Annotated in this window: 22 protein-coding genes and 1 pseudogene; 9 read left to right on the top strand and 14 right to left on the bottom strand. The window is 65.3% G+C overall.

Annotation, left to right across the window (positions count from 1 at the left end; translation table 11 throughout):
* Window positions 1-3: 3 nt before the first annotated feature.
* Window positions 4-1,329: a ferredoxin reductase family protein gene (locus PT85_RS03040; protein ID WP_039605878.1), complete on the bottom strand. Its 1,326-nt coding sequence runs from the start codon at window positions 1,327-1,329 to the stop codon at window positions 4-6.
* A gap of 141 nt (window positions 1,330-1,470) precedes the next feature.
* Here PT85_RS03040 and PT85_RS03035 point away from each other — a divergent pair, with 141 nt between their 5' ends.
* On the top strand, window positions 1,471-2,508 hold the full coding sequence (locus PT85_RS03035; RefSeq protein ID WP_039605977.1) for a metal-dependent hydrolase: 1,038 nt from the start codon (window positions 1,471-1,473) through the stop codon (window positions 2,506-2,508).
* A 157-nt stretch (window positions 2,509-2,665) separates the two neighbouring features.
* Here the strand turns inward: PT85_RS03035 and PT85_RS18460 are convergent, their stop codons facing one another.
* From PT85_RS18460 to PT85_RS03025, 3 genes and pseudogenes are all read right to left on the bottom strand, one after another.
* Window positions 2,666-3,421: a methyl-accepting chemotaxis protein gene (locus tag PT85_RS18460; RefSeq protein ID WP_407681070.1), complete on the bottom strand. Its 756-nt coding sequence runs from the start codon at window positions 3,419-3,421 to the stop codon at window positions 2,666-2,668.
* Window positions 3,422-3,523: 102 nt separating this feature from the next.
* Window positions 3,524-4,546 (bottom strand): annotated as a pseudogene (locus PT85_RS18455) (HAMP domain-containing protein); the annotation flags it as partial.
* A gap of 266 nt (window positions 4,547-4,812) precedes the next feature.
* A complete protein-coding gene (locus PT85_RS03025) occupies window positions 4,813-6,213 on the bottom strand; it encodes an amino acid permease (protein ID WP_027589847.1) in 1,401 nt (466 codons plus the stop codon).
* A gap of 440 nt (window positions 6,214-6,653) precedes the next feature.
* Between PT85_RS03025 and PT85_RS03020 the strand changes: the two genes are divergently transcribed.
* From PT85_RS03020 to PT85_RS17455, 3 genes are all read left to right on the top strand, one after another.
* The gene (locus PT85_RS03020; RefSeq protein ID WP_027589848.1) at window positions 6,654-7,331 is read left to right on the top strand and encodes a TorF family putative porin; all 678 of its coding nucleotides are present in this window, start codon (window positions 6,654-6,656) and stop codon (window positions 7,329-7,331) included.
* Between the two features lie 182 nt (window positions 7,332-7,513).
* Window positions 7,514-8,362: a sialate O-acetylesterase gene (locus tag PT85_RS03015; RefSeq protein ID WP_039605876.1), complete on the top strand. Its 849-nt coding sequence runs from the start codon at window positions 7,514-7,516 to the stop codon at window positions 8,360-8,362.
* A 17-nt stretch (window positions 8,363-8,379) separates the two neighbouring features.
* Window positions 8,380-10,284, top strand: a complete 1,905-nt coding sequence (locus PT85_RS17455) for an acyltransferase family protein (RefSeq protein ID WP_052237588.1) — start codon at window positions 8,380-8,382, stop codon at window positions 10,282-10,284.
* Window positions 10,285-10,305: 21 nt separating this feature from the next.
* Here PT85_RS17455 and PT85_RS03005 read toward each other — a convergent pair whose 3' ends face one another.
* From PT85_RS03005 to PT85_RS02980, 6 genes are all read right to left on the bottom strand, one after another.
* Window positions 10,306-10,587, bottom strand: coding sequence for a hypothetical protein (locus PT85_RS03005; protein WP_139182045.1), 282 nt, complete (start codon window positions 10,585-10,587; stop codon window positions 10,306-10,308).
* 194 nt (window positions 10,588-10,781) lie between these two features.
* Window positions 10,782-12,905: a phosphate acetyltransferase gene (gene pta, locus PT85_RS03000; protein WP_027589851.1), complete on the bottom strand. Its 2,124-nt coding sequence runs from the start codon at window positions 12,903-12,905 to the stop codon at window positions 10,782-10,784.
* Between the two features lie 109 nt (window positions 12,906-13,014).
* Window positions 13,015-14,199 carry an acetate kinase gene (locus tag PT85_RS02995; RefSeq protein ID WP_039605875.1) on the bottom strand — a complete coding sequence of 395 codons (1,185 nt, stop codon included), beginning with the start codon at window positions 14,197-14,199 and terminating at the stop codon, window positions 13,015-13,017.
* Between the two features lie 361 nt (window positions 14,200-14,560).
* The gene (locus PT85_RS02990; protein WP_039605874.1) at window positions 14,561-16,339 is read right to left on the bottom strand and encodes an ABC transporter ATP-binding protein; all 1,779 of its coding nucleotides are present in this window, start codon (window positions 16,337-16,339) and stop codon (window positions 14,561-14,563) included.
* Window positions 16,332-16,961, bottom strand: a complete 630-nt coding sequence (locus PT85_RS02985; protein ID WP_027589854.1) for a DsbA family protein — start codon at window positions 16,959-16,961, stop codon at window positions 16,332-16,334. The genes PT85_RS02990 and PT85_RS02985 overlap by 8 nt, the downstream gene beginning before the upstream one ends.
* A gap of 84 nt (window positions 16,962-17,045) precedes the next feature.
* Window positions 17,046-17,345, bottom strand: coding sequence for a BolA family protein (locus PT85_RS02980; RefSeq protein ID WP_027589855.1), 300 nt, complete (start codon window positions 17,343-17,345; stop codon window positions 17,046-17,048).
* 184 nt (window positions 17,346-17,529) lie between these two features.
* Here PT85_RS02980 and PT85_RS02975 point away from each other — a divergent pair, with 184 nt between their 5' ends.
* Entirely contained in the window at window positions 17,530-18,918 is a 1,389-nt protein-coding gene (locus PT85_RS02975; RefSeq protein ID WP_039605873.1) for a class II fumarate hydratase, read from the top strand.
* A gap of 209 nt (window positions 18,919-19,127) precedes the next feature.
* Here PT85_RS02975 and PT85_RS02970 read toward each other — a convergent pair whose 3' ends face one another.
* The gene (locus PT85_RS02970) at window positions 19,128-20,066 is read right to left on the bottom strand and encodes a DMT family transporter (RefSeq protein WP_027589857.1); all 939 of its coding nucleotides are present in this window, start codon (window positions 20,064-20,066) and stop codon (window positions 19,128-19,130) included.
* Window positions 20,067-20,270: 204 nt separating this feature from the next.
* On the opposite strand from PT85_RS02970, the gene PT85_RS02965 reads away from it, so the two are divergent.
* The 4 genes from PT85_RS02965 to PT85_RS02950 all read left to right on the top strand — a co-directional run bounded on the left by PT85_RS02965 (window position 20,271) and on the right by PT85_RS02950 (window position 24,132).
* Window positions 20,271-21,929 carry a HAMP domain-containing methyl-accepting chemotaxis protein gene (locus PT85_RS02965; protein ID WP_039561548.1) on the top strand — a complete coding sequence of 553 codons (1,659 nt, stop codon included), beginning with the start codon at window positions 20,271-20,273 and terminating at the stop codon, window positions 21,927-21,929.
* Between the two features lie 159 nt (window positions 21,930-22,088).
* Complete coding sequence (locus PT85_RS02960; protein WP_027590106.1) at window positions 22,089-22,583, top strand: GNAT family N-acetyltransferase; 495 nt, start codon at window positions 22,089-22,091, stop codon at window positions 22,581-22,583.
* 60 nt (window positions 22,584-22,643) lie between these two features.
* Window positions 22,644-23,333, top strand: a complete 690-nt coding sequence (locus PT85_RS02955; protein ID WP_027590107.1) for an aspartate/glutamate racemase family protein — start codon at window positions 22,644-22,646, stop codon at window positions 23,331-23,333.
* Window positions 23,334-23,385: 52 nt separating this feature from the next.
* A complete protein-coding gene (locus tag PT85_RS02950; RefSeq protein ID WP_039605872.1) occupies window positions 23,386-24,132 on the top strand; it encodes a pseudouridine synthase in 747 nt (248 codons plus the stop codon).
* A 257-nt stretch (window positions 24,133-24,389) separates the two neighbouring features.
* Here PT85_RS02950 and PT85_RS17645 read toward each other — a convergent pair whose 3' ends face one another.
* The 3 genes from PT85_RS17645 to PT85_RS17635 form a co-directional block, all read right to left on the bottom strand.
* The gene (locus PT85_RS17645; protein ID WP_267958182.1) at window positions 24,390-24,572 is read right to left on the bottom strand and encodes a potassium channel family protein; all 183 of its coding nucleotides are present in this window, start codon (window positions 24,570-24,572) and stop codon (window positions 24,390-24,392) included.
* A gap of 249 nt (window positions 24,573-24,821) precedes the next feature.
* Window positions 24,822-25,223: a GFA family protein gene (locus tag PT85_RS17640; protein WP_074467536.1), complete on the bottom strand. Its 402-nt coding sequence runs from the start codon at window positions 25,221-25,223 to the stop codon at window positions 24,822-24,824.
* Window positions 25,224-25,308: 85 nt separating this feature from the next.
* Complete coding sequence (locus tag PT85_RS17635; RefSeq protein WP_074467537.1) at window positions 25,309-25,860, bottom strand: GNAT family N-acetyltransferase; 552 nt, start codon at window positions 25,858-25,860, stop codon at window positions 25,309-25,311.
* Window positions 25,861-26,084: the final 224 nt, after the last annotated feature.

The raw sequence follows: 26,084 nt of genomic DNA, 5'->3' as shown, positions 1-26,084 counted from the left end.
CGCTCAGCGCATGTCGAACAGCTCGTGGTGGAAGTCCTCGGCCGACATGCCGCGTTCCACCAGTCCCTGCCTCAGGCTGTTTCCGAACGCCAGCGGGCCGCAGAACCACACATCCGCGTCGCGCCAGCCGGGTACCGCCTCGCAGAGGCGTTCGGGGGTCAAGCGGCCGTCACGCTGGGACACCAGCAGGTGCAGACGCACGCCGGCCTGCCGGGCCAGCAGGCGCAACCGGGCGATGAAGGCCTCATCCGGTTCGCTGGTGCAATAGAAGAGGTCCACCGCCTGTTCGCGCCGCTGCTTGGCCAACCATTGCAAGCGCGCGATGAACGGGGTGATGCCGATACCCCCCCCGATCCAGATCTGCGCCGCCTTGCGCCCCTGGAAATCGAAGCGACCATAGGGGCCTTCCACCACCGCCTGGTCACCCAGCTTCAAGCGCTGCGGCAAGGCAGCGGTGTAATCGCCGATGGCTTTGATGAGGAAGGTCAGCAGGCCGTCTTCACGCCACGCCGAGGAGATGGTGAAGGGATGCGGGCCTTCCTGCGGATCGAAGGTGACAAAGGCGAATTGTCCGGCCTCGTGACCTGGCCAGCGGTCCTGCAGGCGCAGGGTCACACGCAGCACCCGGTTGTCCGGATGGCGCTCCAGCTCCAGCACTTCGCCCAGCACCCGCCGCCGAAGGCCGATGCGCCGGGTCAGCGACACCACTGCGGCGATACAGCCCAGCAGCATGAACAGCGCGAACAACGGAGCAAGCGGCGCCGCCCAGTATTCCGGCTTCATCAGCACCAGGCCGTGGAAGGCCAGCAGCAGGTAGACCAGTGCCAGCAACCGGTGGGTCTTGAAGAAGTAGCGGTACGGGAAACGCTTGACCAGCGCCAGCACGATCAGCACCACCGCCGCGTAGAAGGCCCACTCGCCGATGCTCTCGGCCAGGCCGCGCTGGCTATGGAACCAGCCGAGGATGCCTTCCTGCGGTGCGCCCAGACCCTTGCGCGCCGGCTTCTCCAGCAGCCCCCAGCCCACCAGCCACTTGGGTATCTGCGCCCAGCCCCAATGGATGGCACTCAGCACCAGCGCGCTGATCCCCAGCCATTTGTGCAGCCGGTAGACCTTGTCCAGGCCACCCAGCCGCCGCTCGAGCAGCGCCGGGCGCACCGCCAGCAACATGGCCAGGCTCATGGCGCCCATGGCCAGCAGTCCTGAGAAGTTGACCAACGAAGAGCGCAGCGGGAAAAAACCGCGCGCAGCGAGGACATCATCAGCCAACCACCAGAGCAGGCTGATGACCGCGAACAGCACCCAGTAGGTGCGCTGGATAACTTTCATCTTGGAATTCCGGGTTGAACACACCACCTGCCGAGGCTACCCCCCAGGCCGGGGCCAGGACCTGTCGAAAGTCAAAGGGAGATGAAATTCCCGACGACAAGGCGGTGGTAAAGTAATGCACCCTTCGTTATGGGCGCTTCCATGGATTCGATTACCCAGGCCGTACTCGGCGCCGGCGTGCAGGCTGCCTTGCTCGGTCGCTGGCAAGGCCGCAAGGCGCTGGTGTACGGCGCGATGCTCGGCACCCTGCCGGATCTGGATGTGGTCATTGACTACGGCGACGCCGTGGCCCGGATGACCTATCACCGTGGCTTCAGCCACTCGCTGTTCGTGCTCACCGGCGCGGCGCTGCTGATCGCCTGGCTGGCGCGACGCTGGCGACCCCACCCGGGCTACTCCGGCACCCGGCTGTTCCTCACTGTCTGGCTGGTGCTCACCACCCATACGCTGCTGGACAGCTTCACCAGCTACGGCACGCAATTGTTCTGGCCGCTGGACACTCCACCCGTGGCCTGGTCGAGCATCTTCATCATCGACCCGCTGTACACCCTGCCGCTGCTGGCCGCGGTGCTGGTCACCGGCATTTCCGGCTTCGCCGAAGGCCGCCAGCGCTGGCATTACTGGGCGCTGGGGTTGTCGAGCCTGTATCTCGCCTTCACCCTGGCCGGCAAGCAGATGGCCGAAAGCCGAGTGCTACACGCGCTCGACCGGCAGGGCATCACCCCCGAACGCCTGTTCAGCACGCCGACGCCATTCAATGCGCTGCTCTGGCGGGTGCTGGTGCTCGATGGCGAGCAATATCACGAAGCGCTGGTCGGCTGGTTCGACCGGCAGCCGCCCCATCTGCAGCCCCTGCCGCGCGGCACCGCCTGGCGTACCCACCTGCAGGACTCGCCCCAGCACGCGCGCCTGGAGTGGTTCACCCAGGGGGTGCTGCGCTACGACCGCATCGATGACCAGCTGGTGGTGACTGACCTGCGTCTGGGCATGACCGGCTACCACCCGTTCCGCTTCGCCCTCGCCGAATGGCGTGACGGCGACTGGCAGCCCATCCGCTGGGTAGAACGGCAATCCAGCCTGCGGGGCGATGCCGAACGACTCGGCCAACTGCTGACCCGCATCTGGCAACCCCACACCCCGGTGCCGCTGGGCGAATGGGCGGCCGAGCTGGAGCGCTGATGCTCAGCGCAAGGCCCGCCGGTGGCGTGCTTCCCGGTCTGGGGGCGCAAGACCCGTAGGGTGGATCGCGCTTCACCGATCCACCAACGCGCAGCAAGGCGCGCCGCGCCGGGCGAAGGTGGCCAGAACGCCGTTGGCCACGTCCGCGCGCGTTCTCTCAGCGCTTGAACTGCGCCACCAGCTCGCGCAGTTCGACGCCCAGGCGGGCCAGTTCGTTGCTGGAGGCGGCGGTCTGCTCGCCGGCGGCAGCGGTCTGCACGCCGATGTCGCGCACGCGCACCATGTTCTGGCTGATGGTTTCGGCGGCGGCGCTCTGCTCTTCGGCGGAGGCGGCGATCTGCTGGTTCATCTGTTCGATGTTGGCCACCGCCTGGGCAATCCGCTGCAGGGCGCCACCCGCCGCTCCCGCCAGCTCGACGGTGTCCTGGGTCAGGCGCCGGCTGCTTTCCATGCGCGTCACCGCCTTGTCGGACATCTCCTGGAGGCTGGCGATCAAGGTTTCGATCTCTTCGGTGGAGTCGTGGGTGCGCAGCGCCAGCGCGCGCACCTCATCGGCCACCACGGCGAAGCCGCGACCCTGCTCACCCGCACGGGCCGCCTCGATGGCGGCGTTGAGCGCCAGCAGATTGGTCTGCTCGGCGACCGCGCGGATCACCTCCAGCACACTGCCGATTCGCCCGCTTTCGGCCTGCAGGCTCTGGATGACGGTCGCGGTCTCCTCCACCTCGCGGGCCATGTCGCCGATCTGGCCGACCGCCCGCTGCACCACCTGATTGCCCTGGCGGGCCTCGCTATCCGCCTCATGGGCGGCCTGCGAAGCCTGCTCCGCGTTGCGCGCCACCTCCTGCACGGTCAGGGCCATCTGGTGCATGGCGGTTGCCGCCTGCTCGGTTTCCTGGCGCTGGGACTGCATGCCGGTGCTCGTCTGGGTGGTCACGGCTGCCAGCTCCTCGGACGAACTGGCGATCTGCTGCACGCCGTCCTCGATGTGCCCCACGAGGGTACGCAGGCTGGCCGTCATGCTGGCCATGCTGCTTTGCAGTTGCCCCAGCTCATCGCGACGGCTCACGCTGCTCTCGTAACGCAGGTCGCCCTCGGCCACACGCCGGGCGATCTCCACGGTCTGCCGCAACGGCTGCAGGATGGAGCGGGTGATCAGCACACCGGCCACCGCGGCCAGCACCAGCGCGGCCAGCGTGAAGCCCGCCAGCAACAAGGCCACGCGGGTGATCTGTGCGTCCATCGCCTGCGCGGCGCTGGCTGCCGCTTGCTGAGCCCGGGCGACCGCCTGGGCGGCGATGCGGCCCATCTCTTCGCTGCTGGCAAGGCGCGTGTCACGGGCCTGCCGGAACTCCTCGAAGGCCTGGCGATAGAGCTCCAGCGACCGCAGCCCCGTACGCAGACCTTCCTTGCGCTCATCGTCCAGCCAGTGGATCAGGTTGTTTGAGATCCGCTGCTGCTCGGCGTACAGGTCCTGCCAGTTCTGCAGGAACTCCTCGCGGAAGAAGTGGATGTAGCGCAACTCCGCCAGGCGCAGGTCCATCATGCGCTGGTTCAGGCCCGAGGCCGTCTCCGCCAGGGTCAGCGGATCGCTGCCTCTGAGCCGGTCACCCTGCAGGCGCAGTTCGCGAACCGCATCGTACATTTCCAGTTCGATCTGGCTGAATTCGTCACGGGCCTCGTTAGCGGCTTCCTCCATGCGCTGGCGCTGGAGGACGGCGGCCTTGAAGTTCTCTACGACCGCGTCGAACTGCACAACGAACGCACGCGCGTCGTCACCAATCGCCAGGATGCGCTGGCGGGCCTCGCCCTCCAGTTTTCCCGCCAACGCCTCGCTCTGCGTGGCCGCAGACGCCAGGCTGTCACGCACCTTGCGCAGCGCCTGATCCTTGCGATTCGACTCGTAATCGATCTCGGCGGCATACGCCTCTACCACCGCGCGCTCGATAGCGGCGATCGCCTGCATCTGGCTGGCCCGTTCCTGGACGGCGTTCAGGGCGTAGTAGCCGGTACCGGCCACTGCCAGCGTCAGCAGCATGATCAGGCCGAAGCCGATCCGCAGCTTGCGGCCGACCCCCATGTTCGCCAGAACACTTCCTATGCCATTCATGTTTTCTCGCTCCCGTAGCGATTTCGCGGGGCGACCCACGCCACCAGCAAAAGTTGACGCCAACTAATCGACTTCAAAACCGCAGACTTTAGGGCTGGCGAGCAAAAAAACCGGGAAACGGAAGGGAAAAACCCTGCAAAAAGGCAGGACTTCAAACAAAGCGGGCGACCGGAGGCGCCCGCTAAAGCAGCAGATCAGCGCTGTGACGGCGGGTCACCCGCCTTCAGGCGCACGCGATAGGCGACCCACATCAGCAGCAACCAGAAGGGAATCACGTAAACCGAGACCCGGATGCCCGGAATCAGCAGCAGGATGCCGAGGATGAACACCACGAAGGCCAGGCAGAGGTAGTTGCCCAGGGGCGACCAGAGCGCCTTGAAGTGCGTGGCCACGCCCTGGGCCAGCATGGCCTTGCGGAACTTCAGGTGCGCGAGGCTGATCATCGCCCAGTTGATCACCAGGGTGGCGACCACCAGGGACATGAGCATTTCCAGGGCATTCTGCGGCACCAGGTAGTTGACCAGCACGCACAGCAGCGTCACCAGCGCGGAAACGCCGATGGCCAGCACCGGCACACCCCGACGGTTCACCTTCATCAGGGCACGCGGCGCGTCACCCTGTTCAGCCAGACCGTAGAGCATGCGGCTGTTGCAGTACACGCCGCTGTTGTAGACCGACAGCGCTGCGGTAAGCACCACGAAATTGAGCACGTGGGCGGCAGTGTCGCTACCGATCAGCGAGAAGATGCGCACGAAGGGGCTGGCGCTGTAGGGATCGCCAGCCGCATTGAGTTCGGCCACCAGGCTGTCCCATGGATAGAGGGCCAGCAGCACGGTGAGCGCGCCGATGTAGAAGATCAGGATGCGGTAGACCACCTGGTTGATGGCCTTGGGAATCACCTTGCGCGGCTCGGCGGCTTCGGCGGCGGTGATGCCCACCAGTTCCAGGCCGCCGAAGGAGAACATGATGATGGCCATCATCATCACCAGACCCGTCACCCCGTTGGGGAAGAAGCCGCCGTGGGCCCACAGGTTGGTGATGGACGCCTGCTCACCGCCCAGACCGGTGACCAGCAGATAGATGCCCAGGCCAATCATGGCCAGGATGGCCACCACCTTGATGATGGCGAACCAGAACTCGGCCTCGCCGAACGCCTTCACATTGCTGAGGTTGATCAGGTTGATCAGCACGAAGAAGGCCGCGGCCGTGGCCCAGGTGGGAATTTCCGGCCACCAGAACTGCACGTACTTGCCCACCGCCGTCAGCTCGGCCATGCCCACCAGCACGTACAGCACCCAGTAGTTCCAGCCGGACAGGAAGCCCGCATAGCCGCCCCAGTACTTGTGGGCGAAGTGGCTGAAAGAGCCGGCCACGGGCTCCTGGACGATCATCTCGCCCAGCTGGCGCATGATCAGGAAGGCGATGAAACCGCCGATGGCATAGCCGAGGATCATCGAGGGACCGGCGCTTTTCATGACGCCCGCCGAGCCCAGGAACAGGCCGGTGCCGATGGCGCCACCCAGGGCGATCAACTGGATGTGGCGGTTCTTCAGACCACGGGTAAGCGGCCCGGCGTGCAGTGTGTCGTGGCTCATAAGTGTCCTTGTGGGCAGGTCCGGAGCGCCGTCCGCGCACGGATGCGGACGGGTTCGACGAAAAACGGCGCGCATTGTACACCGCTGGCGTCCACCGGACCGTCTCGCCGGTCCGGGTTGCATGACCCCCGCGCCTCGGCAACCTGCCGCCTCTCGACCGCATGCACCGCAACTGCCCAATCCAGCCAGCCCACGCCAGCCGTGGCTTAACGCCATGATCGTCGCGCTTTGAGCGCAAGATCGCGCACCAAAAAAGAGCAGCGCTGGGCTAGTCGAAAACCTCGAATTCGTCAAAGGAGGCTCTGAATCCCGGGTTTGCACGGTTTTTTTCGAACTTGGCAAGGGATATGCTTAGTCCCGGTTGAAATAAGACCAATAGCCACTGGTTTTATAAATCGAGGGGCCCACCCTCAAATAACTAAGCGACATGGAGCAAGAGCATGCTTAAGAAACTTTCCCTCGCAGTTGCAGTAGCTTCGGCAGTCATGAGCGGTGCGGCCTTCGCGGAGTCCGTCGACAGCCCGGTGGGCAAGTTCGATGTGGGCATGACCGCCACATTCGTTACTGACTACGTGTCCCGTGGCACCTCGTTGAATGGCGGCGCCGGCACTATCCAGGGCAGCCTGGATATCGCCCACGAAAGCGGCCTGTACATCGGCATGTGGGGCTCCAGCATGGATGACATGCAGGAGAAGGGCGCTGGCGTCGAGATCGATTACTACCTCGGTTACGGCGGCAACCTCACCGAAGATGTGTCCTTCGATGTCTCCGTGGCCACCTACACCTACCCGCGCACTGGTTGGGAAGATGACGTGGAGTACCTGGGTAGCCTCAGTGCCTACGGTGCCACCGTCGGTGTGAAGTACCGTACCGACGCTACCGAACAGCTGTATTACTACGTCGGTTACGATCTGGAACTGCCGGCCGGTTTCGGCCTGTCCGCCTCGGTCGGCCAGACCAAGTTCGACGACAACGAAGAAGCCGGCGACGACTACGTCGACTGGAGCCTGGGCGTCAGCAAGACCCTGGCTGGCCTGGACCTGGGCCTGACCTACGCCAGCAACGATATCGATGGCAACGACGACCACTTCATCTTCTCCATCTCCAAGAGCCTGTAAGCCTGCTATCCCGCCCTCGCGGGCCGGATATCTAGACAAGCGCCGCCCTCCGGGGCGGCGCTTTTGTTTGGCCACTCCCCTGTTGCCCGCTTCCGGCCAAACTTTTCCCCTCCCCGACGATCAGACAACCTGATCCCGAAAGCGCAGCCGTGTCGTGGCGCCCGACCGCACGGAACGCCGATATGCGCAGCGCCCATCCCCGCTACCTGGCCATCATCGGCCTGCTGCTGGCAACCAACGCCGTTGCCCTGTTCTTCGTGTTCAACAGCCCGCAGCTGTACCGCTTCAAGGGTCTGCTGGTGCAGGATGCCTCGCGCTTTTCCAACGCCAGCGGCCGCGCCACGGTGCTCGGCCTGGACACCGCCGGCTACGCCATCTTCCTGACCTACGGGCAGTCCAACTCGGTCAATTCGGGGCAGATCGGCTACGTGCCGCGCCACAACGTGCTGAATTTCCACAACGGCGTGCTGTATCGCTATGAGGACCCCGCCCTGGGCGGGCAGGGTCAGCAGGGCAGCGTGTGGGGACGGGTGGGCGATCGGCTGGTGGAGCAGACCGCCTACGCCGGCGCGGTCTTCGCCCTGGCCGGCGCCAACGGCAAGACCCTCGAGCAGTTGAGCCGACCGCCCTACTACGACTACCTGGTGCACGAATACGCCGCCCTGCAACAGCAACTGGGGCGTGTGGACGCGATTCTCGTCCACCAGGGCGAAGCCAACCATCGGCACCGCCAGGCCGGCGACTACCGCCGGGCGTTCCTGGCCTTCGAACAACAGCTGCGGCGTGACGGCATCACCGCCCCGCTCTACCTGGCGCAGGCGTCCTACTGCGGCAATTCGGTGGACCCACAGCTGCTGGCCGTGCAGGACCGACTGATCCGCGAACTGCCCGGCGTGCTGCGCGGGCCCAACACCGACACCCTCATCGAGCCCCGCTACCGGCTGCCGGACCGCTGTCACTTCTCCGCGGAGGGACTGGATGCCGCCGCGACGCTCTGGGTGCAGAGCCTGATCCAGGCATCGGAGAACTGACCAGGAGCCTTCAGCGCATGGCAGCCAACGCTTACAACCCCAGTATCGACGGCCTGCGGGCGCTGGCCGTGCTCGCCGTGTTCGTCTTCCATCTCGACCACCGCTGGCTGCCGGGTGGCTTCCTGGGCGTGGACATCTTCTTCGTCATTTCCGGGTTCCTGATCACCTCGATCCTGCTCAATGAGATGTCCACCGGGCAGTTCTCCTGGGCGGAGTTCTACCGCCGGCGCATCAAGCGCATCCTGCCGGCCTACCTGTTCATGCTCACGGGCGTGACACTGGTGGCCTTCCTGGTGATGCTGCCCTACGACCTCAAGAAGTACGCGGTGTCGGCCTTCTCGTCACTGTTCTTCGTGTCCAACCTCAACTACGCGCTGCGCCAGGGCGACTATTTCTCCACCGACGCCGAGCAGTGGCCGCTGCTGCACACCTGGTCGCTGGCGGTGGAAGAGCAGTTCTATCTGATCTGGCCGGTCATCCTGTTCGGACTGTTCGCACTGCTGCCTGATGCGGCGAAGCGGCGGCGCCTGCTGCTGCCGGTGCTGCTGGGACTGGCGCTGCTGTCGGTAACTGGCGCCAGCTGGCTGTCGGGCGACAGCACCCTGGCCAAGTGGAGTTACTACAGCGTGTTCACCCGCGCCTTCGAGCTGCTGATCGGCGCCGGCCTGGCGGTGCTCAAGGCGGAAGGACGCCTGCCGCCGCTGGACGCTCGCCTTACCGCGCCCGCCCTGCTGGTGCTGCTGGCCAGCCTGGTCCTGCACGACGCCAGCCTGCCCTTCCCCTCCTTCACGGCGCTGATTCCCTGCCTGACCACCGCCATCCTGCTCGCCGGCGGACGCGAGGGGCCCGTGTACCGGCTGCTGGCGTGCAAGCCCCTGGTGGGCATCGGGCTGCTGTCCTATTCGCTGTACCTGTGGCACTGGCCGCTGGTGTCCTTCACCCGCTACCTGTTCGACTTCGGCGACGGCGGCTTTCGCATTGCGCCGGCCCAGGCGCTGCTCATCGTGGCGGCAGCCTTTGCTCTGGCCTGGGTCTCCTACCGCTTCATCGAAACGCCGATCAAGAATGCCCGGCTGGGGTTCCGCCCGGCTTTCGTGCGCTTCTGTGCGGTACCCAACGCACTGGGCGCGCTGCTGTTCGGCGCGATCTTCCTGAGCCACGGCGCGCCCTTTCGCCTGGATACCGACGCGGCGCCGGCCCGGCTGGCGTTCAACTCCATCGACAAGCAGCAGTGTCCGGATTTCGTCAGCCTTGGCTGCCCGGGTGGCGACCGGGAGAGCCCGCGCCGCTACCTGATCATTGGCAACTCCTACGCCGAGCATTACTTCAAGTTCTACGACACCCTGGGACGCGCGGCGGGCATCCGCGTCGACCTGGCCGCCAGCGGCGGCTGCGGCCCGCACGACCGCGAGCGCAAGTGCCTGAGCGTCTACAACTACGTGTTCGAGCATGAACGGGAGTACGACGGCTTCATCCTGGTGCAGGCCTGGAGCAGCCTGAACCAGGTATCCGCTTCGCGCTACGCCATGGCCATCGGCGAATACCTGCAGCGCCTGCAATCCCTGGGACGCCCCATCCTGCTGGTGGGCAGCATGCCGCGCTTCAACGTGGACATCGACAAGGTCGCCAACCATGCGCGCCTGTTCGGCCTGGGCAGCCGGCCCACCGAGGTGCGCGCACTGGCGGATTTCCGGGAGGAAAACGAAACCCTGGAGCGCTACAGCCGCCGGCTGGGCACCAAGTTCATCGATCCGTTCCGGGAGGTCACCCGCTCCGGGCTACAGCTGAATCACCTGGATGACAACGGCACGCCCTGGTACCGGGACTCCAACCACCTCTCGGTGTATGGCGCCGAGCGCCTGGCCCGGCACGTATTGTCCACCGCCTCGCCCGAAGAGATCAGCAACCGGTACTTCCCGTGACAGCCCGGACCGGGTGGGTAGTCAGCGCTTGCGCAGGAAACCCAGCACGAGCCCGGCGGCTAGCAATGCGACACCCAGCCAGAACACCAGCGGCTCATAGGGCGTTCCGCCGCCCAGCGCAGAGAGGCTGCCCGTGAAGCCGCACATGCCGCCGCTGGCAAACAGGCAGGTCAGCGCCTTGTTGAAACCGGTGCCCAGGTCCACGGCCATCTGCCCGTAGGTCAGGCCCCACCAGACCACCGCCACCATGGTTACCACTACGCCAGCCTTGAACAGGAGGGAACTGAGTTTCGTGGTGTTCATGCACTGCTCCTCGAACACGGTCACCGCAGTCTTTCCATGCGCGGCACAACCATCCCTGAATGATGGCCTTAAGCTACTCACTGGCTGGCACCTTGTCTATCGAGGGCGGTGCGGCTGCCTTGCAGCACGCGAAGCCACGCCCGTTAACGCAAAAAAAAGCCCCGCCGAAGCGGGGCTGGTCAGGTCGCAAACCGTCAGGCGTCGATCAGTTCGCCCTTGGCCTTGGCTTTCTGGGCATCCAGGGCGGCAGCCTGCAGGGCGGTCAGGGCGATGGTGAAGACGATGTCGTCCACCAGCGCGCCGCGCGACAGGTCGTTCACCGGCTTGGCCAGTCCCTGCAGCATCGGACCGACGCTGATCACCGAGGCGCTGCGCTGCACCGCCTTGTAGGTGGTGTTGCCGGTGTTCAGGTCCGGGAAGATGAACACGGTGGCCTGGCCGGCGACCGGGCTGTTCGGCGCCTTGGACTTGCCGACGCTGAGCACCGAGGCGGCGTCGTACTGCAGCGGGCCGTCGATCGGCAGGCCCGGGGCACGCTCGCGGGCGATGCGGGTGGCTTCGCGCACCTTGTCCACTTCCGCGCCGCTGCCGGAATCGCCGGTGGAGTAGCTGATCATCGCCACGCGCGGATGCACGCCCAGGGCCACGGCCGACTCGGAGCTCTGCAGGGCGATTTCCGCCAGCTCGGTGGCGGTCGGGTTCGGGTTCACCGCGCAGTCGCCATAGACCAGCACCTGGTCGGGCAGCAGCATGAAGAACACCGAGGACACCAGGTTGTAGCCGGGTGCGGTCTTGATCAGCTGCAGGGCCGGGCGAATGGTGTTGGCGGTGGTGTGGATAGCGCCGGAAACCAGGCCGTCCACTTCGTCCAGGGCGAGCATCATGGTGCCCAGCACCACGGTGTCCTTGAGCTGCTCGTCGGCCATTTCCGGGGTCAGGCCCTTGCTCTTGCGCATCTCGACCATGGGCGCGACGTAACGGCTGCGGATGCTGTCCGGATCGAGGATCTCCAGACCGGCCGGCAGCCTGACGCCCTGCTCGGCCGCCACGCGGGCGACTTCGTCAGGCTTGGCCAGCAGCACGCAGCGGGCGATGCCGCGCTCCTGGCAGATAGCGGCGGCGCGGATGGTGCGCGGCTCGCTGCCTTCGGGCAGCACGATGCGCTTGTTGGCGTCCTGGGCGCGCTTGACCAGCTGGTAGCGGAACGCCGGCGGCGACAGGCGCATCTCGCCACGCGGGGCGCTGACATGGCCGCGCAGGTAGTCGGCGTCCAGGTGCGCGGCGATGTACTCGGTGACGCGGGTGGCGCGCTCGATGTCGTCGGCCGGGGTTTCGCGGTTCAGGCCGTGCAGCGTGGTGGCGGTGTCGTAGGAATTGCTGGCCACGCAGAGCAGCGGCAGGCCGCCGTCCAGTGCCGACTGGCACAGGTCGAGGATGCGGGCATCCGGGGCGAAGTCGCTGGTCAGCAGCAGGCCGGCCAACTTCACGCCCTTGAGCGAGGCCAGGCTGGCGGCCAGGATCACGTCGTCGCGGTCGCCGGGAGTGACCACCAGCACGCCGTTCTGCAGCAGCGGCACGATGTTCGGCACAGTGCGCGCGCACAGCACGATGTCGGTGACGCGACGCTGCTCCGCCTCGCCGGCGTTGAGCACCTTGGCGCCCATCAGCTCGGCGATGTCGCGGGTGCGCAGCGCGTTCAGCTCGGCATTGAAGGGAATGGCGCCCAGCAGGCGGAAGTCCTTGCCACCCAGCGCCGGCAGAAATTCCTTGAGGCGCTCGGCCAGGCCCTGCTCGCCCTCGGCCTTGTTGAGGATCACACCGAGCAGCTTGGGCTCCTTGATGCCACCGAACAGCTGGGCCTGGATCTCGATGCGCTCGGCCATGCGCTGCAGGTTGTCGCGGCCCTGGGCGGCGACCAGGATCACCTCGGCGTCCAGGCTCTTGGCCAGCTGGCTGTTCAGGCGCAGGGTGTAGTTGGACTCGCGGGTCGGCACCATGCCTTCGACCACCACCACGTCCTTGCCGGCCGAGGCTTGCTGGAAGCGGCTGACCACGTCCTCGAGCAGCAGATCCACGTCGCCGCTGGCCAGCTGGCGCTCGGCCTGCTCGAGGCTGATCGGCTCGGCCACTTCCAGCTGCAGGGTGCGCTCCACCAGCAGGCAGGAGCGTTCACGGCCCTGGTCGACCGGGAATGGCTGGGAAATGGGCTTGAAGTAACCGACCTTCAGGCCGGCCTTCTCCAGGGTGCGGACCAGCCCCAGGCTGATCGAGTTGAGACCGCCGCCAAAACCGGTGGGGGCGAGAAACAGCGTATGCATGGAGTCTCCTTCGGAGGCAGGAAAATGCCTCTGCTGCAAAAAAGCGTGGACCAGATGACGAAAACCCGATGCCACTGGCTATCGGGTTTTCGGTCGGCACGTCAGACGATCAGTCGAGCAGTTCCAGGGTATCGAGGGCGATCTGGCGCTCCTCGTTGGTCGGCACCACCAGGATGCGCGGGCTGCCTTCGGCCTGGATCTGGCCGGCGACACCCCGGGTGCACCGGGCGTTGGCCTCGGCATCCACCGCGAAGTTGAAGACTTTCAGGTGCTCGATGGTGCGGGCCCGCACGGCGGCGGAGTTTTCGCCGATACCGCCGGTGAACACCAGGCCGTTGACCTGCGGCAGGGCGCAGGCCATGCCGGCGAGCGACTTGGCCAGGCGGTAGCAGAACACTTCGAAGGCCAGGGTGGCGCCGGCGTGGCCGCTTTCCAGCGCCTCGTGCAAGGTGCGCATGTCGTTGGACAGCCCGGAAAGGCCCTTCAGGCCGCTCTCGCGGGTCAGCATGTTGTCCACCTGCTCGATGGTCCAGCCCAGGGTGCGAGTCAGATGGATGTGCAGCGCCGGGTCGACGTCACCGCTGCGGGTGCCCATCACCAGACCCTCCAGCGGCGTCAGGCCCATGCTGGTGTCACGGCTCTCACCGTTGACCACCGCGCAGGTGGAGCAGCCGTTGCCCAGGTGGGCGACCAGCCAGCAGCTGTCATCCACCGGCAGTTGCAGCATCTCGGCGGCGCGCTTGCTGACGAAACGGTGGCTGGTGCCGTGGAAGCCGTAGCGACGCACCGCGTGTTCCTTGTAGAGGAACTCCGGCACCGCGTACCGGTAGGCGTAATCGGGCATGGCCTGGTGGAACGCGGTGTCGAACACCACCACCTGCGGCAGGCCGGGGAACAGCGCCATGGCCGCTTCGATGCCGATCAGGTTGGCCGGGTTGTGCAGCGGCGCCAGCTGGGCGTTGGCGCGGATGCCTTCCAGCACGGCGTCGTCGATCAGGCAGGAGGCGGTGAAGTCTTCGCCGCCGTGCACCACGCGGTGGCCGATGCCGTCCAGCTGCCCGCCGGCGACTTCCTGGGCCAGCGGCAGGATCGCTTCCAGCGCCTCACGGTGGGCACCGTTCGGAATCTGACGGGTTTCCTTGGTGTCTCCGATCTGCCACTGGACGACCGCTTCCGGGCTGCCGAGCCGTTCGGCCAGACCCTGCAGCGGGAAGGTGTCCTGGCTTTCATTGACCAGGGCAAACTTGAGCGACGAACTACCGCAGTTGATCACCAGAATGTTGCGGGCGGGCATACGACTTCCTGAACTCATTCGACCTGACCCGAGGGCCACGCCTAATTGGATTTATGGGTTTGGGGCGTCCGGCGTTCTTGTGGAAGCCTGGACTGAATCAGGGGTGTGCCGGAATCTTGTCACGCACCTCCCCGTGAGGCAGTTCCCCTTTAGTCGAAGCTGAATCGCACACAGCCCGCTTGGAATTTCAAGCAGTTAGCCACGAACGTGAATGCTGCGCGCGCAGGTCAACCGGCCACGAGCCCGTCAGAAACGCGGCTTGCGGCCCGTTGAGGCTGTTTTAGGGGAAAGTCGGCGCGACTGCCTTGATCCAGCTTAACGGCTCACCGGCGCCGCCTGCGGCCAGTTGCCGCACGACGGCTCAGTGCTGCAGATGGCCGTAGAGCTTGGCGTATAGCCCACCCTCGGCGATCAGCCGCTGGTGATCGCCCTCTTCGGCGATCCGCCCGCCGTCGAAGACCAGCACCCGGTCCGCCTGTTTCACCGCCGACAGGCGGTGGGCGACGATCAGCGTGGTGCGCCCGTCCAGGAAGCGCCCGAGCGCCTGGTGCAGGGCGTACTCGGTGGCCGCGTCGAGGGCCGAAGTGGCCTCGTCGAGAATCACCACCTTCGGGTCGGCCAGCACCATGCGGGCAATGGCCAGGCGCTGGCGCTGACCGCCGGACAGGCGCACGCCGGAACGCCCGACCACGCTGTCCAGCCCGTCGGGTAGCTGGCGCACGGTGTCGGCCAGCTGCGCCACCTCCAGCGCCCGCCAGCACTCGGCGTCGCTGCGCTCGCGGCCCATGCACAGGTTGGCGCGCACTGTGTCGTTGAACAGCGAGGGATGCTGCAGCACCACGGCCACGTGCTCGCGCACCCGCTCCAGGCCGACGTCCTCCAGCGCCACGCCACCGAAGCGGATGCTGCCCGCCTGCGGCGTGTAGAGGCCGAGCAGCAGCTGCACCAGGGTGCTCTTGCCGCCGCCGGAAGCACCGACGATGGCGACCTTTTCACCGGGGGCGATGCTCAGGTCGAGACGGTCCAGCACCGGCTCGTCACGGTAGGTAAAGCTCAGCCCGCGCACCTCGATGCCCACCGTGCGCCGTCCGGCGAACGGGTCCTGGCCTCCGGCATAGTGGGGCTCGTCGGCCCGCGCCAGCAGTTGGTTGATGCGGGCCAGCGCGCCGCCGGCGGCATAGAAGGCGTACTGCAGGCTGAGCAGTTGCTCCACCGGGCCGATCATGAACCACAGGTAGCTGAACACCGCCAGCATCTGGCCGATGGACAGGTCCGAGAACAGCACGGTGAGCATGGCGGCGGCGCGGAAGATATCGATGCCGAACTGGAACAGCAGGCCGCTGGCCCGGTTGGAGGCGTCGGTCTTCCACTGGGTGGCCACCGCCCGGTCGCGCACCTCGCGGGCTGCCAGGCCGAGCCGGCCGAGGAAGAAGCCCTGGCGGTTGCTGGCGCGGATTTCCTGGATGGCATCCAGGGTTTCGCTGAGCGCCTGGGCAAAGCGCGCAGTGCTGTCGTTTTCCAGTTTCTTCAGCTGCTTGACGCGCTTGCCCAGCTGCACGGTGGCGTAGATCACCAGCGGGTTGAACAGCAGGATCAGCAGCGCCAGCTGCCAGTGCATCCACAACAGGATCGCCGAGGTGCCGGCCAGGGTCAGCAGCGCCACCAGGAAACGGCTGAGGGTTTCGCCGACGAACTTGTCCAGGGTGTCCAGATCGGTAAGCAGGTGCGCGGTGACGGTACCGCCGCCGAGGCTTTCGTATTCGCCGAGGGCGATGCGCTTGAGGCGTTCGATCAGCCGGGCACGCAGGCGGTAGACGATGTCCTTGGACAGCCGCGCGAACAGCCGCGCCTGCAGCACGTTGAACACCAGGGCGAACAGGCGCAGCGACAGGCTGAACAACAGCATCAGGCCGATGTAGCCGGCCGCCACCTGCCAGCCGCTTGGTAGCCAGCGGTCCATGAACTGCAGGGCAGCGCCGCCCTGGCCGAGCAGCACCTCGTCGACCAGCAAGGGCAGCAGCAGCGGAATCGGCACGCTGCACAGGGTGCCGAGCACGGCGAACAGGTTGGCCAGCAACAGCGACTTGCGGTGCCCCAGCGCCAGGCGCCGGATATCGGACCAGGTCAGCCGGTCAGCCACGCACGCCCCGCTCCAGCCAGCGATCGAGCAACGGCGCCAGGCTATCCAGCGGCTGGTAGCCGTTGGTCAGCAGCGCATAGGTGCCATCGCGCTCGGCCAGCAGGGTCGGAAAGCCGGCGATGCCCAGGTTTTCCGCCCAGGCGAAGTCCGCCTCGGTGGCCTGGCGCTGCGCCTGGCTGTCGAAGCCCTCGGCGAAGGCCTGGCGGTCGAGGCCAGCCTGCTCGGCCAGTTCGACCAGCACGCGGGGACGGGTCACATCCTGGCGCTCGACATAAAAGGCCCGCTGGATCAGCCCGAGCAAACGGCTGGCGCAGCCGTCGGCCAGGCTGCGCGCGGTGACCAGCGCGCGGCAGGCCGGTTCGGTGTCGTAGACAAGGTTGTCCGGCAGGCCGCCGCTCAGGTCGAAGGGCTGGCCGGTCGCTTCATGCACCGCCTGCCAGTGCGACTGGATGCGGGCACGTCCCCGCTCATCCATCACCCGGGATTCGCGGCGCAGGCCGCCCGCTACCAGGTGCAGCGCCACGCCGGCCTGGCGAGCCTGTCCGGCCAGCGCCTCCACCACCGGGGCGAAACCCCAGCACCATGAACACATGGGATCCATGACATAGACCAGCCGGGCCATTGGAGTCTCCTGACGCGGATGGGCTGCCGGGGCAGCTCGAGGAAAGTAAAGAACGAAGGGGGCCAACCCCCGACAGCGTAGTGACTAGTGCAGACCGCCGCCCCGGCAGGTCGGCGAGGCCGGCGCACTGCCCTGGGCCGCCCACTCGTCGGGGCTGTAGGTGTGCAGTGCGAGCGCGTGGAACTGGCCCATCAGCTCGCCCAGGCCGCCGTACACCTTCTGGTGACGCTTGACCGCGTTCAGGCCGGCGAACTGTTCACTGACCATCACCACCTTGAAGTGGCTTTCCTCGCCACGATGGTGCATGTGGCTCTCGTCGAGGACTTCCAGATGCTGGGGCTGCAGCGCCGCCAGCGCAGCCTGGATACGCTCACGCATGTTCATTCGGGTTACCTGCCGACAGGGGACGGGGGGTTCGGGGCGCGATTTTGCGCCTCGCCGCCGTCCGGCTCAACCCGTCACGCCGTGTGGTCATTGCGCCAACACGCCATAATGGCTACCTGCCACGCAGGGGAACCCGCACCCACCGGGCCGGCCTAACCCCTGATGATCACAAGGGAGACACCCGATGAGCCGTACCGAAACCGACAGCCTGGGAGCCGTGGACGTCCCGGCGGATGCCTACTGGGGCGCGCAGACCCAGCGCTCGTTGATCAACTTCGCCATTGGCCAGGAACGCATGCCGCTGCCGGTGGTGCATGCCCTGGCGCTGATCAAGAAGGCGGCGGCACGGGTCAACTGCCGCATTGGCGACCTGCCCACGGACATCGCCCGACTCATCGAGCAGGCCGCCGACGAAGTGCTGGACGGCCAGCACGACGACCAGTTTCCGCTGGTGGTCTGGCAGACCGGCAGCGGCACGCAGAGCAATATGAACGTCAACGAGGTGATCGCCGGCCGCGCCAACGAGATCGCCACCGGCCAGCGCGGCGGCAAGAGCCCGGTGCACCCCAACGACCACGTCAATCGCTCGCAGAGCTCCAACGACAGCTTTCCCACCGCCATGCATCTGGCCGCCGTGCGCGCCGTGCAGCAGGACCTGCTGCCGGCCATCGCCGAGCTGCGCGGCGGCCTCGCCGAGCAGTCGCTGCGCCACGCCCAGCTGGTCAAGACCGGGCGCACGCACCTGATGGACGCCACGCCGATCACCTTCGGCCAGGAGCTGTCGGCCTTCGTCGCCCAGCTGGATCATGCCGAGCAGGTCATTCGCGCTGCGCTGCCGGCCGTCTGCGAACTGGCCCAGGGCGGCACCGCGGTGGGCACCGGCCTGAATGCCCCCAAGGGCTTCGCCGACGCCATCGCCGCCGAGCTGGCGGCCCTGTCCGGCCTGCCCTTCGTCAGCGCCCCCAACAAGTTCGCCGCCCTGGCCGGCCACGAGCCGCTGGTGACCCTGGCCGGCACGCTGAAGACCCTGGCCGTGGCGCTGATGAAGCTGGCCAACGATCTGCGCCTGCTCGGCTCCGGCCCGCGCGCCGGCTTCGCCGAGGTACGCCTGCCGGCCAACGAGCCGGGCAGCTCGATCATGCCCGGCAAGGTCAACCCCACCCAGTGCGAGGCGCTGTCGATGCTGGCCTGCCAGGTACTCGGCAACGACGTGACCATCGGCTTCGCCGCCAGCCAGGGGCACCTGCAACTGAACGTGTTCAAGCCGGTGATCATCCACAGCCTGCTGCAATCCATCCGCCTGCTGGCCGATGGCTGCCGCAACTTCAACCGCCAATGCGTGGCCGACATGGAGCCGGATGCCCGGCAGATGGCCGCCCACCTGGAACGCGGACTGATGCTGGTGACCGCCCTCAACCCGCACATCGGCTACGACAAGGCGGCGGAAATTGCCAAGAAGGCCTACGCCGAGGGCATCACCCTGCGCGAAGCCGCCCTCGCCCTTGGCCACCTGACCGACGAACAGTTCGACGCCTGGGTGCGCCCGGAGCAGATGCTGGAGCCGGGACAGTAGGAAAACACGAAAACGTAGGGTGGATCGCGCGTCACCGATTCACAACGCGCCACAGTCGCGCGCCGGCCCGGCGCGATGGTGGACAAGGAAAACGTTGTCCACCCTCCAGGGCGGCCCAGACGTAGGGTGGATCGCGCTTCACCGATCCGCCAACGCGCCACAGGCGCGCGGGGCCGGCGCGATGATGGACAAGGAAAACGTTGGCCACCCTACGGGGTTGTGAGCGCCTTCCTCCGCCGGTGCCCCAGCGCCGCCACCGCCGAGCCCGCCACCACCAGCAGCGCGCCGCCATAGGCGAGCAGATTGAGCTGTTCGGGAATGACATGGGCGGGCCACCAGATGGCCGCCAATGCCACGCCAGCGAAGGTGATCAGCGGCGTCAGCGCCAGCGCCGCGCTGACCCGGGAGGCTTCCCAGTGGGCCAGCGCCTCGGCGAAGGCACCGTAAGCGATCAGCGTGTTCAGGCAGCAGGCGACCAGCAGCCAGAACTGCAGCGCATCCAGTTCCAGCACCTGGGCCGGCGACGCCCAGGGCGTCAGAAGCAGCGCGCAGCCCAGATAGATCACCATCATCACCTGGAAGGATGACCACTGACTCAATAGTTGCTTCTGCGCCAGCCCGTACACCACCCACACCACCGCCGCCGCCAGCACGGTGAGCACGCCGAGGGTGTAGTCGGTCAGCGAAGTCAGCAGCTCGCCGAGCCGCTGGTTGAAGAACAGCCCGAAGCCCAGCAGCAGCACCAGCAGGCCGAGCAACTGACCGGCGCTGAACGACTCGCGGAACACGAACAGGCTGCTGATCAGCAGCAGGAAGGGCGCGATCTGGATCACCAGCTGCGTGGTACCCGGGCTCAGCAGGTTGAGCCCCATCAGGTACAGCACGTAGTTGCTGACCAGCCCGGCGATGGCGAGTCCCACCAGCATGCCGCCCCGGCGCCCCAGTGGCCGAAACGCCGGCAACTGGCGGCGCGCGCCCAGCCAGACCAGTAGCACCAGCCCGGAGCTGAACAGGCGGTACCAGGTGACGGTGACCGGATCCATGGTCTGCAGCACCAGCTTGAGCTTGATCGGCAGAATACCCCAGAGCACGGCCGTGACCATCGCCAGGGACAGGCCATACAGCCAGCGACCGGAAGAAACGTGCATGAAGGACCTCGGCGTACAACAGAGAACGAAAGGGAGGGAGTGCATTCTAGTGACCCGGCGCCCTATTCGTTAGTGCGCTTTCGAAATTCCCCCTAGCGCCTAGCCGCCTTTTGCAATCAAAGCCTTAGACCTTTTGACGTGAAGCATGTCACGGATAGCAAAATGCCTTAACTTAACGTTAATCAAGAATCGAGGCGTCCCGACGTGCGAACCTGGCTTACTCAATTTTCCCTCAAGGTCCGGCTGGTGGCCTTGATTTCCCTGCTCTGCCTGCTGATGGTGCTGATGGTCGGTTTCTCCCTGACCGGCATGCGTGACAGTAACCGCGAGCTGACCCATCTGTATTACGAGGGCCTGCTGCCCAGCGACCAGCTCAACCGCATGACCAATGAAATGCACCATGCGCGCACCCAACTGTTGCTGGCGCTGCAGCATGCGCCGGGAAGCGACTACGAGAAGGCGCACAACCACGACGTGAGCATGCACTTCAACGCCGTGGAGCAGAGCCAGCGCAACATCCAGGCCCTGCTGCAAACGCTGCTGGCCAACAACCTGGACGCTCAGGAGCGCGCCCTGGCGCAGGAAATGCAGCGCACCCTGAACCTCTATCTGGAGCAAGGCGTGCGGCCGGTGCTGGAGCTGATGCGCGCCGGTGATTACCTGAAGGCCAACGGCGTGCTGCTGGACAGGCTGCAACCGACCTTCGCGGTGGCCTCCGACAAGGTGCAGGCCTTCTCCGACAACCTGCATATCCATGCGGTGACTGCCTACACCGCGGCCGAGCGCCATTTCGAGGCGCTGCTGTTCTGGCTGAGCCTGGTGCTGGTGGTCACCCTGGTGCTGGTCATCGCCCTGGCCTGGGCCACCCTGCGCGGCATCAGCCAGGCGGTGGATGCCCTGCTGAGCGGCGGCAAGCGTCTGGCCGACGGCGACCTGGTGCACCGCGTCGCCTACCGGGGCCGTGACGAGCTGGGCAAGATCGCCTCGTCCTTCAACACGATGGCCGACCACGTACAGGAAACCCTCAAGGAACTGTCCAAGGCCGTGGAACAACTGGCCGCCGCCGCCGAGCAGACCGCCGCGGTCAGCCGCCAGACCAGCGATGGCATCCATCGCCAGCACCTGGAAACCGACCAGGTGGCCACCGCCATGCACGAGATGTCCGCCACCGTGCAGGACGTCGCCAGCAACGCCGCCAGCGCCGCCCACGCCGCCGAGAAGGCGGACAGCGAAGCCGAGCACGGCCAGCAGGTGGTCACCCAGAGCATCCAGGTGATCGACAGCCTGGCCCGCGAGGTGGAGCACGCCGCCAAGGTGATCGGCGAGCTGGAAGACGCCAGCGCCACCATCAGCTCGGTGGTGGACGTGATTCGCGGCATCGCCGACCAGACCAACCTGCTGGCCCTCAACGCGGCCATCGAGGCGGCGCGCGCCGGCGAACAGGGTCGCGGCTTCGCCGTGGTGGCCGACGAGGTCCGCTCGCTGGCCTCGCGCACCCAGCACTCCACCGAAGAGATCCAGTCGATGATCGAGAAGGTGCAGAGCGGCGCGCGCCGTGCGGTCGAGGTCATGGAGAAGAGCTGCGAGAAGGCCGAGGCCGGGCGCGAGCAGGTAGCCGACGCCGGTCGCGTGCTGGAGCAGATCACCGCCGCCGTGGCGACCATCAACGACATGAACGCCATGATCGCCTCGGCGGCCGAGGAACAGAGCTCGGTGGCCGAGGAGATCAACCGCAACATCACCAACGTCAGCGAGATCGCCGAGGACACCAGCGACGCCTCGCGCCAGAACGTGGAAACCAGCCGCGAACTGAGCGCCCTGGCCAAGCACCTGCACGGCCTGGTGCAGCAGTTCAAGCTGTAAAGGCCGAGCCCGGGTCCGCAAAGCAGCAGTCCGTAGGGCGGTCATGCCAACGGCATGGCCGCGGTGGTGGTCAACGCATGCGTTGACCACCCTACCGCACTTGAGCTCGGTCCAGGCCGGCCGCTAGTCTGCCCTTCCTCTGTCTCAGGTCTGACCCGCATGCCGACCCATCGCCCCGTCACCGACGCCGACCTGTCCGCCCTCTGCGCCCTGCCCCGCACGCCGGAGGAGCTGTTCTACTGCTTCCCCAGGGCCGAATTCCCCCTCACGCCGGAGCAACTGCGCGCCGCCATCGAGCAGCGCAGCGATTCGACCGTGGTCGAACTGGACGGCCGGGTGGTGGCCTTCGCCAACTTCTACCAGTGGGCAGAAGGCGGCATCTGCGCCATCGGCAACGTGATGGTGGCCGCCGATGCGCGCCGGCGCGGTGTGGCCTCGTACCTGATGAAGGTCATGTGCGCCTTGGCCTTCGACAAGCACCGCGCCACCGAGGTGAAGGTGTCCTGCTTCAACGCCAATACCGCCGGCCTGTTGCTCTACCCGCGGCTGGGCTTCACGCCCAGCGCCATCGAGGAACGCCGCGACAAGGCCGGCGCGCCGGTGGCGCTTGTCCATCTGCGCCTGCCCCGCGACATTGCGCCGCAGGTCGACTGATCCTCCGCCACCGACTCCAGCGGGTAGAGTCGAGCCTGAGTCAACGTTCAGGATGCCCCCATGAAAACCATCGGCCTTATCGGCGGCATGAGCTGGGAATCGACGATTCCCTACTACCGGCAGATCAACGAAACCATCAAGGCGCGCCTGGGCGGGCTGCATTCGGCGAAGCTGGCGCTGTACAGCGTGGATTTCCACGACATCGAGCGCCTGCAGCAGGCCGGCGACTGGACGACGGCCGGCGCCCTGCTGGCCGATGCGGGCCGGGCGCTGGAACGGGCCGGCGCGGATTTCCTGGTGCTGTGCACCAACACCATGCACAAGGTCGCCGGGGATATCGAAGCGGCTGTCTCCATTCCGCTGCTGCACATCGCCGACCCGACCGCCGATGCCATCAAACGCGCCGGGCTGTCCAGGGTCGGCCTGCTGGGCACCCGCTTCACCATGGAGCAGGACTTCTACCGCCAGCGCCTGCAGCAGCACGGACTCGAGGTGCTGACGCCCGACGAGGCGGATCGCGCCGTGATCCACCGTGTCATTTACGAGGAGCTCTGCCTGGGACACATTCGCGGCAGCTCCCGCGAGGAATACCGGCGCATCATGGCGGCGCTGGTGGAACAGGGCGCCGAAGCGATCATCCTCGGCTGCACGGAAATCTCCCTGCTGGTGGGCAGCGAGGATGCCCGCGTGCCGCTGTTCGACACCACCGCCCTGCATGCGCGCCGGGCGGCGGAAGCGGCGCTGGACTGACGCACTCGGGGCGGTATCATCGCCGCCCCTTTCGCCGCTGACTTTCCCGCACATGACCGACAACCCGCTAACCGAGCTGTACCGGGACGACTGGCTGCTGGCCGTGCACAAGCCCGCCGGGCTGCTGGTACACCGCAGCCCCATCGACAAGCACGAAACCGAATTCGCCCTGCAATACGCCCGCGAACTGAACGGCGGCGAGCACGTCTACGCGGTGCACCGGCTGGACCGCCCCACTTCGGGCCTGCTGCTGTTCGCCCGCGACCCGCACACCGCCAGCCTGCTCGGCCAGGCCATGATGGCCAACGCCGTGCACAAGACCTACCGCGCCCTGGTACGCGGCTGGCCGCCGGAGTCCGGCCTGATCGACCACGCCCTCAAGGAACACCCCGTGGACAAGCGGCTCAAGGACGAACCCCAGCCCGTGCGCGACGCGCAGACCCGCTATAGCCGCCTGGCCACCACGCAGTTGGAGGTCGAGATCGAAGGCTTTCCCACCAGCCGCTACAGCCTGCTGCAGCTGCACCCACTGACCGGCCGCAAACACCAGCTGCGCCGCCATATGCAGCACCTCAGCCACCCGATCATTGGCGACACCAACTACGGCCGCACCCGGCACAACCACTACTTCGCCCAACGCTTCGGCTACAGCCGCTTGATGCTCGCCGCCACGGAGCTGCACTTCACCCACCCGGTCACGGGCGAAGCCATGCACCTGCAGGCGGAGCCGAGTGAGGATTTTCAGCAGGTGGTGCGGGGGATATTCGAGGAAGGTGCGGCTGGCCCCATCGCCCCGTAGGGCGCGCGCATGTTTTACCGATGATTAATGACAGTGGTATGGCTTGGAACCCGCATGACAGCATTGTCCCGGGGGACTGTCTTTCCGGCAGCCGCCGCCATGAGCGACAGCCGTAGAGGCAAATACAACGAGCGATAAAGCTAAAATTGTTCTCTTCATGGCAATGCCAATTTATTAGAAATCAAGATGCAAGCAGAAATCCTTACCGGATGACTCAGATAACGCTGACTGCCGCGCATATCGTCTTGCAACCACTCTCATTTATTAGTTTTATTTTTCTCCATCGTTATCGTAAGCGCCTTTACGGCAATTGCCGCAACCAGCGCAGTAAAAAGCATACCGCACAGACCAATCAGTACAGCCAAAGTGCGCGTAAAAACTGTTTTCGGCGCAAGATCTCCATAGCCGATCGTCAATCCTGTCACAAATGAAAAATACAGCGACTCATGTATGGATCAGCCCTCACGCCAGCCAATAACGATTCCGAGCGTCACCATTAAACCGAAAAGAATCGAAAGTATCGGCCACACAACCTTCAGACCGAAAAACAACGCACGCCAGAATCTTCTTCTCAACACACCAGGATTATTGTCCAATAATATAATCTCAACAAGATTGACTGATCCATATCGTAAAAACCAACGTATAAGCACCACTCATGCAGCAGCCACTGGTTATATGATGGCAGCTCAAGCTGGCAGTCCCTCGAACTCTGGCACCTCCCCTCCCCCCTCATCCCAAGCTGCTTTGCTGGATGAAAAGATATGCGCAGTTGGCAACATAGTGATTTCAGTGTCCAAACACCCTACGGGAACGACAAGCACACCTGCAATCTGAGTGTTTGGCAATGCTGAACCACACAACTTACAAAAGCTTTTGTTATGACGAGTGCCTGGAAGCGTATAGGAAGTCACGGCATCCGCGCCCGACTGCCAAACCAATTTAGCCGAGTGCGAGAATAGATTTGCCGCATGAGCCGAACCTGTATCTTTTTGGCAACGCTGACAATGGCACAGGTAAAAGCTGTCGAACTCACCTTTCACTTCAAAGCTCACGGTGCCGCACAGACAAGAACCGAAATGATCAGCCATCAGAACTCCTTCCAGGGCCTTTGGGTGAAAACACATAACGTTGAATTAAGCCGGGCCACATAGCGGCGTCGGCTTGAATGAATTTTCATGCATCATAGTGGGCACGTGGCAGTCGGTACAGGCAGTGCAAGCGCAGCGGACTATTTCCAGGTACTTGAGGGTGCTCAAAGGTACCTGACTCACACATCTTGAGTCTTTCCATAACTGCTCGAGACCTGAAATTTTTAACTGCTGTGAAGGACACGATTTCGTTTAGACCCAGGACTGTAAATCCAACGCGGAACGCTCCGCGTGCAGCCTCAGAAGCAAATCCTTTTCCCCAATGCGAAAAGGAAAGACGCCAACCGACTTCCACGCAGGGCGAGAAAGGAAGTTCAGCTGAGGGAGTGTGCAAGCCGACGAACCCGATGAACTCGCGAGAACCCTTGAGCTCAGCAGCCCAAAACCCCCAGCCACGCTCTCGAATCAAAGCCTCGCAACGATCAGCCATTGCATCACTTTCGGCACGTGTAAGCCGCGCGGGGAAGAACTCCATTACCCTTGGATCTGCGTTGAGCGCGGCAAACGGCTCGCGGTCAGCGGGCGTCCACTGCCTCAAGAAAAGGCGCTCAGTTTCGAACTCAATGAGGTCAGTCATTTGCTACACATCCGGATGAGTGAAGACGCATAACGCCCGCCTAAGTGGCCGGCAACGCATACAACTAAACTCAACAAGAACATCCGTAACCACCGCAGTCCCTCTTGAGACGTTTGTTATATCTACTTTTCACCTTAATAAACCAGCAATTCACCTTCACCTACTGCCACTAACGAGACACGGTTTGAGTCGTGGAGGACGGGAAAGTTGAACAGCGCCAGCCC

The sequence above is a fragment of the Pseudomonas flexibilis genome (assembly GCF_000806415.1).
GTDB classification, from domain to species: Bacteria; Pseudomonadota; Gammaproteobacteria; order Pseudomonadales; family Pseudomonadaceae; genus Serpens; species Serpens flexibilis.
This window is presented reverse-complemented; position numbering and strand designations above follow the sequence as displayed.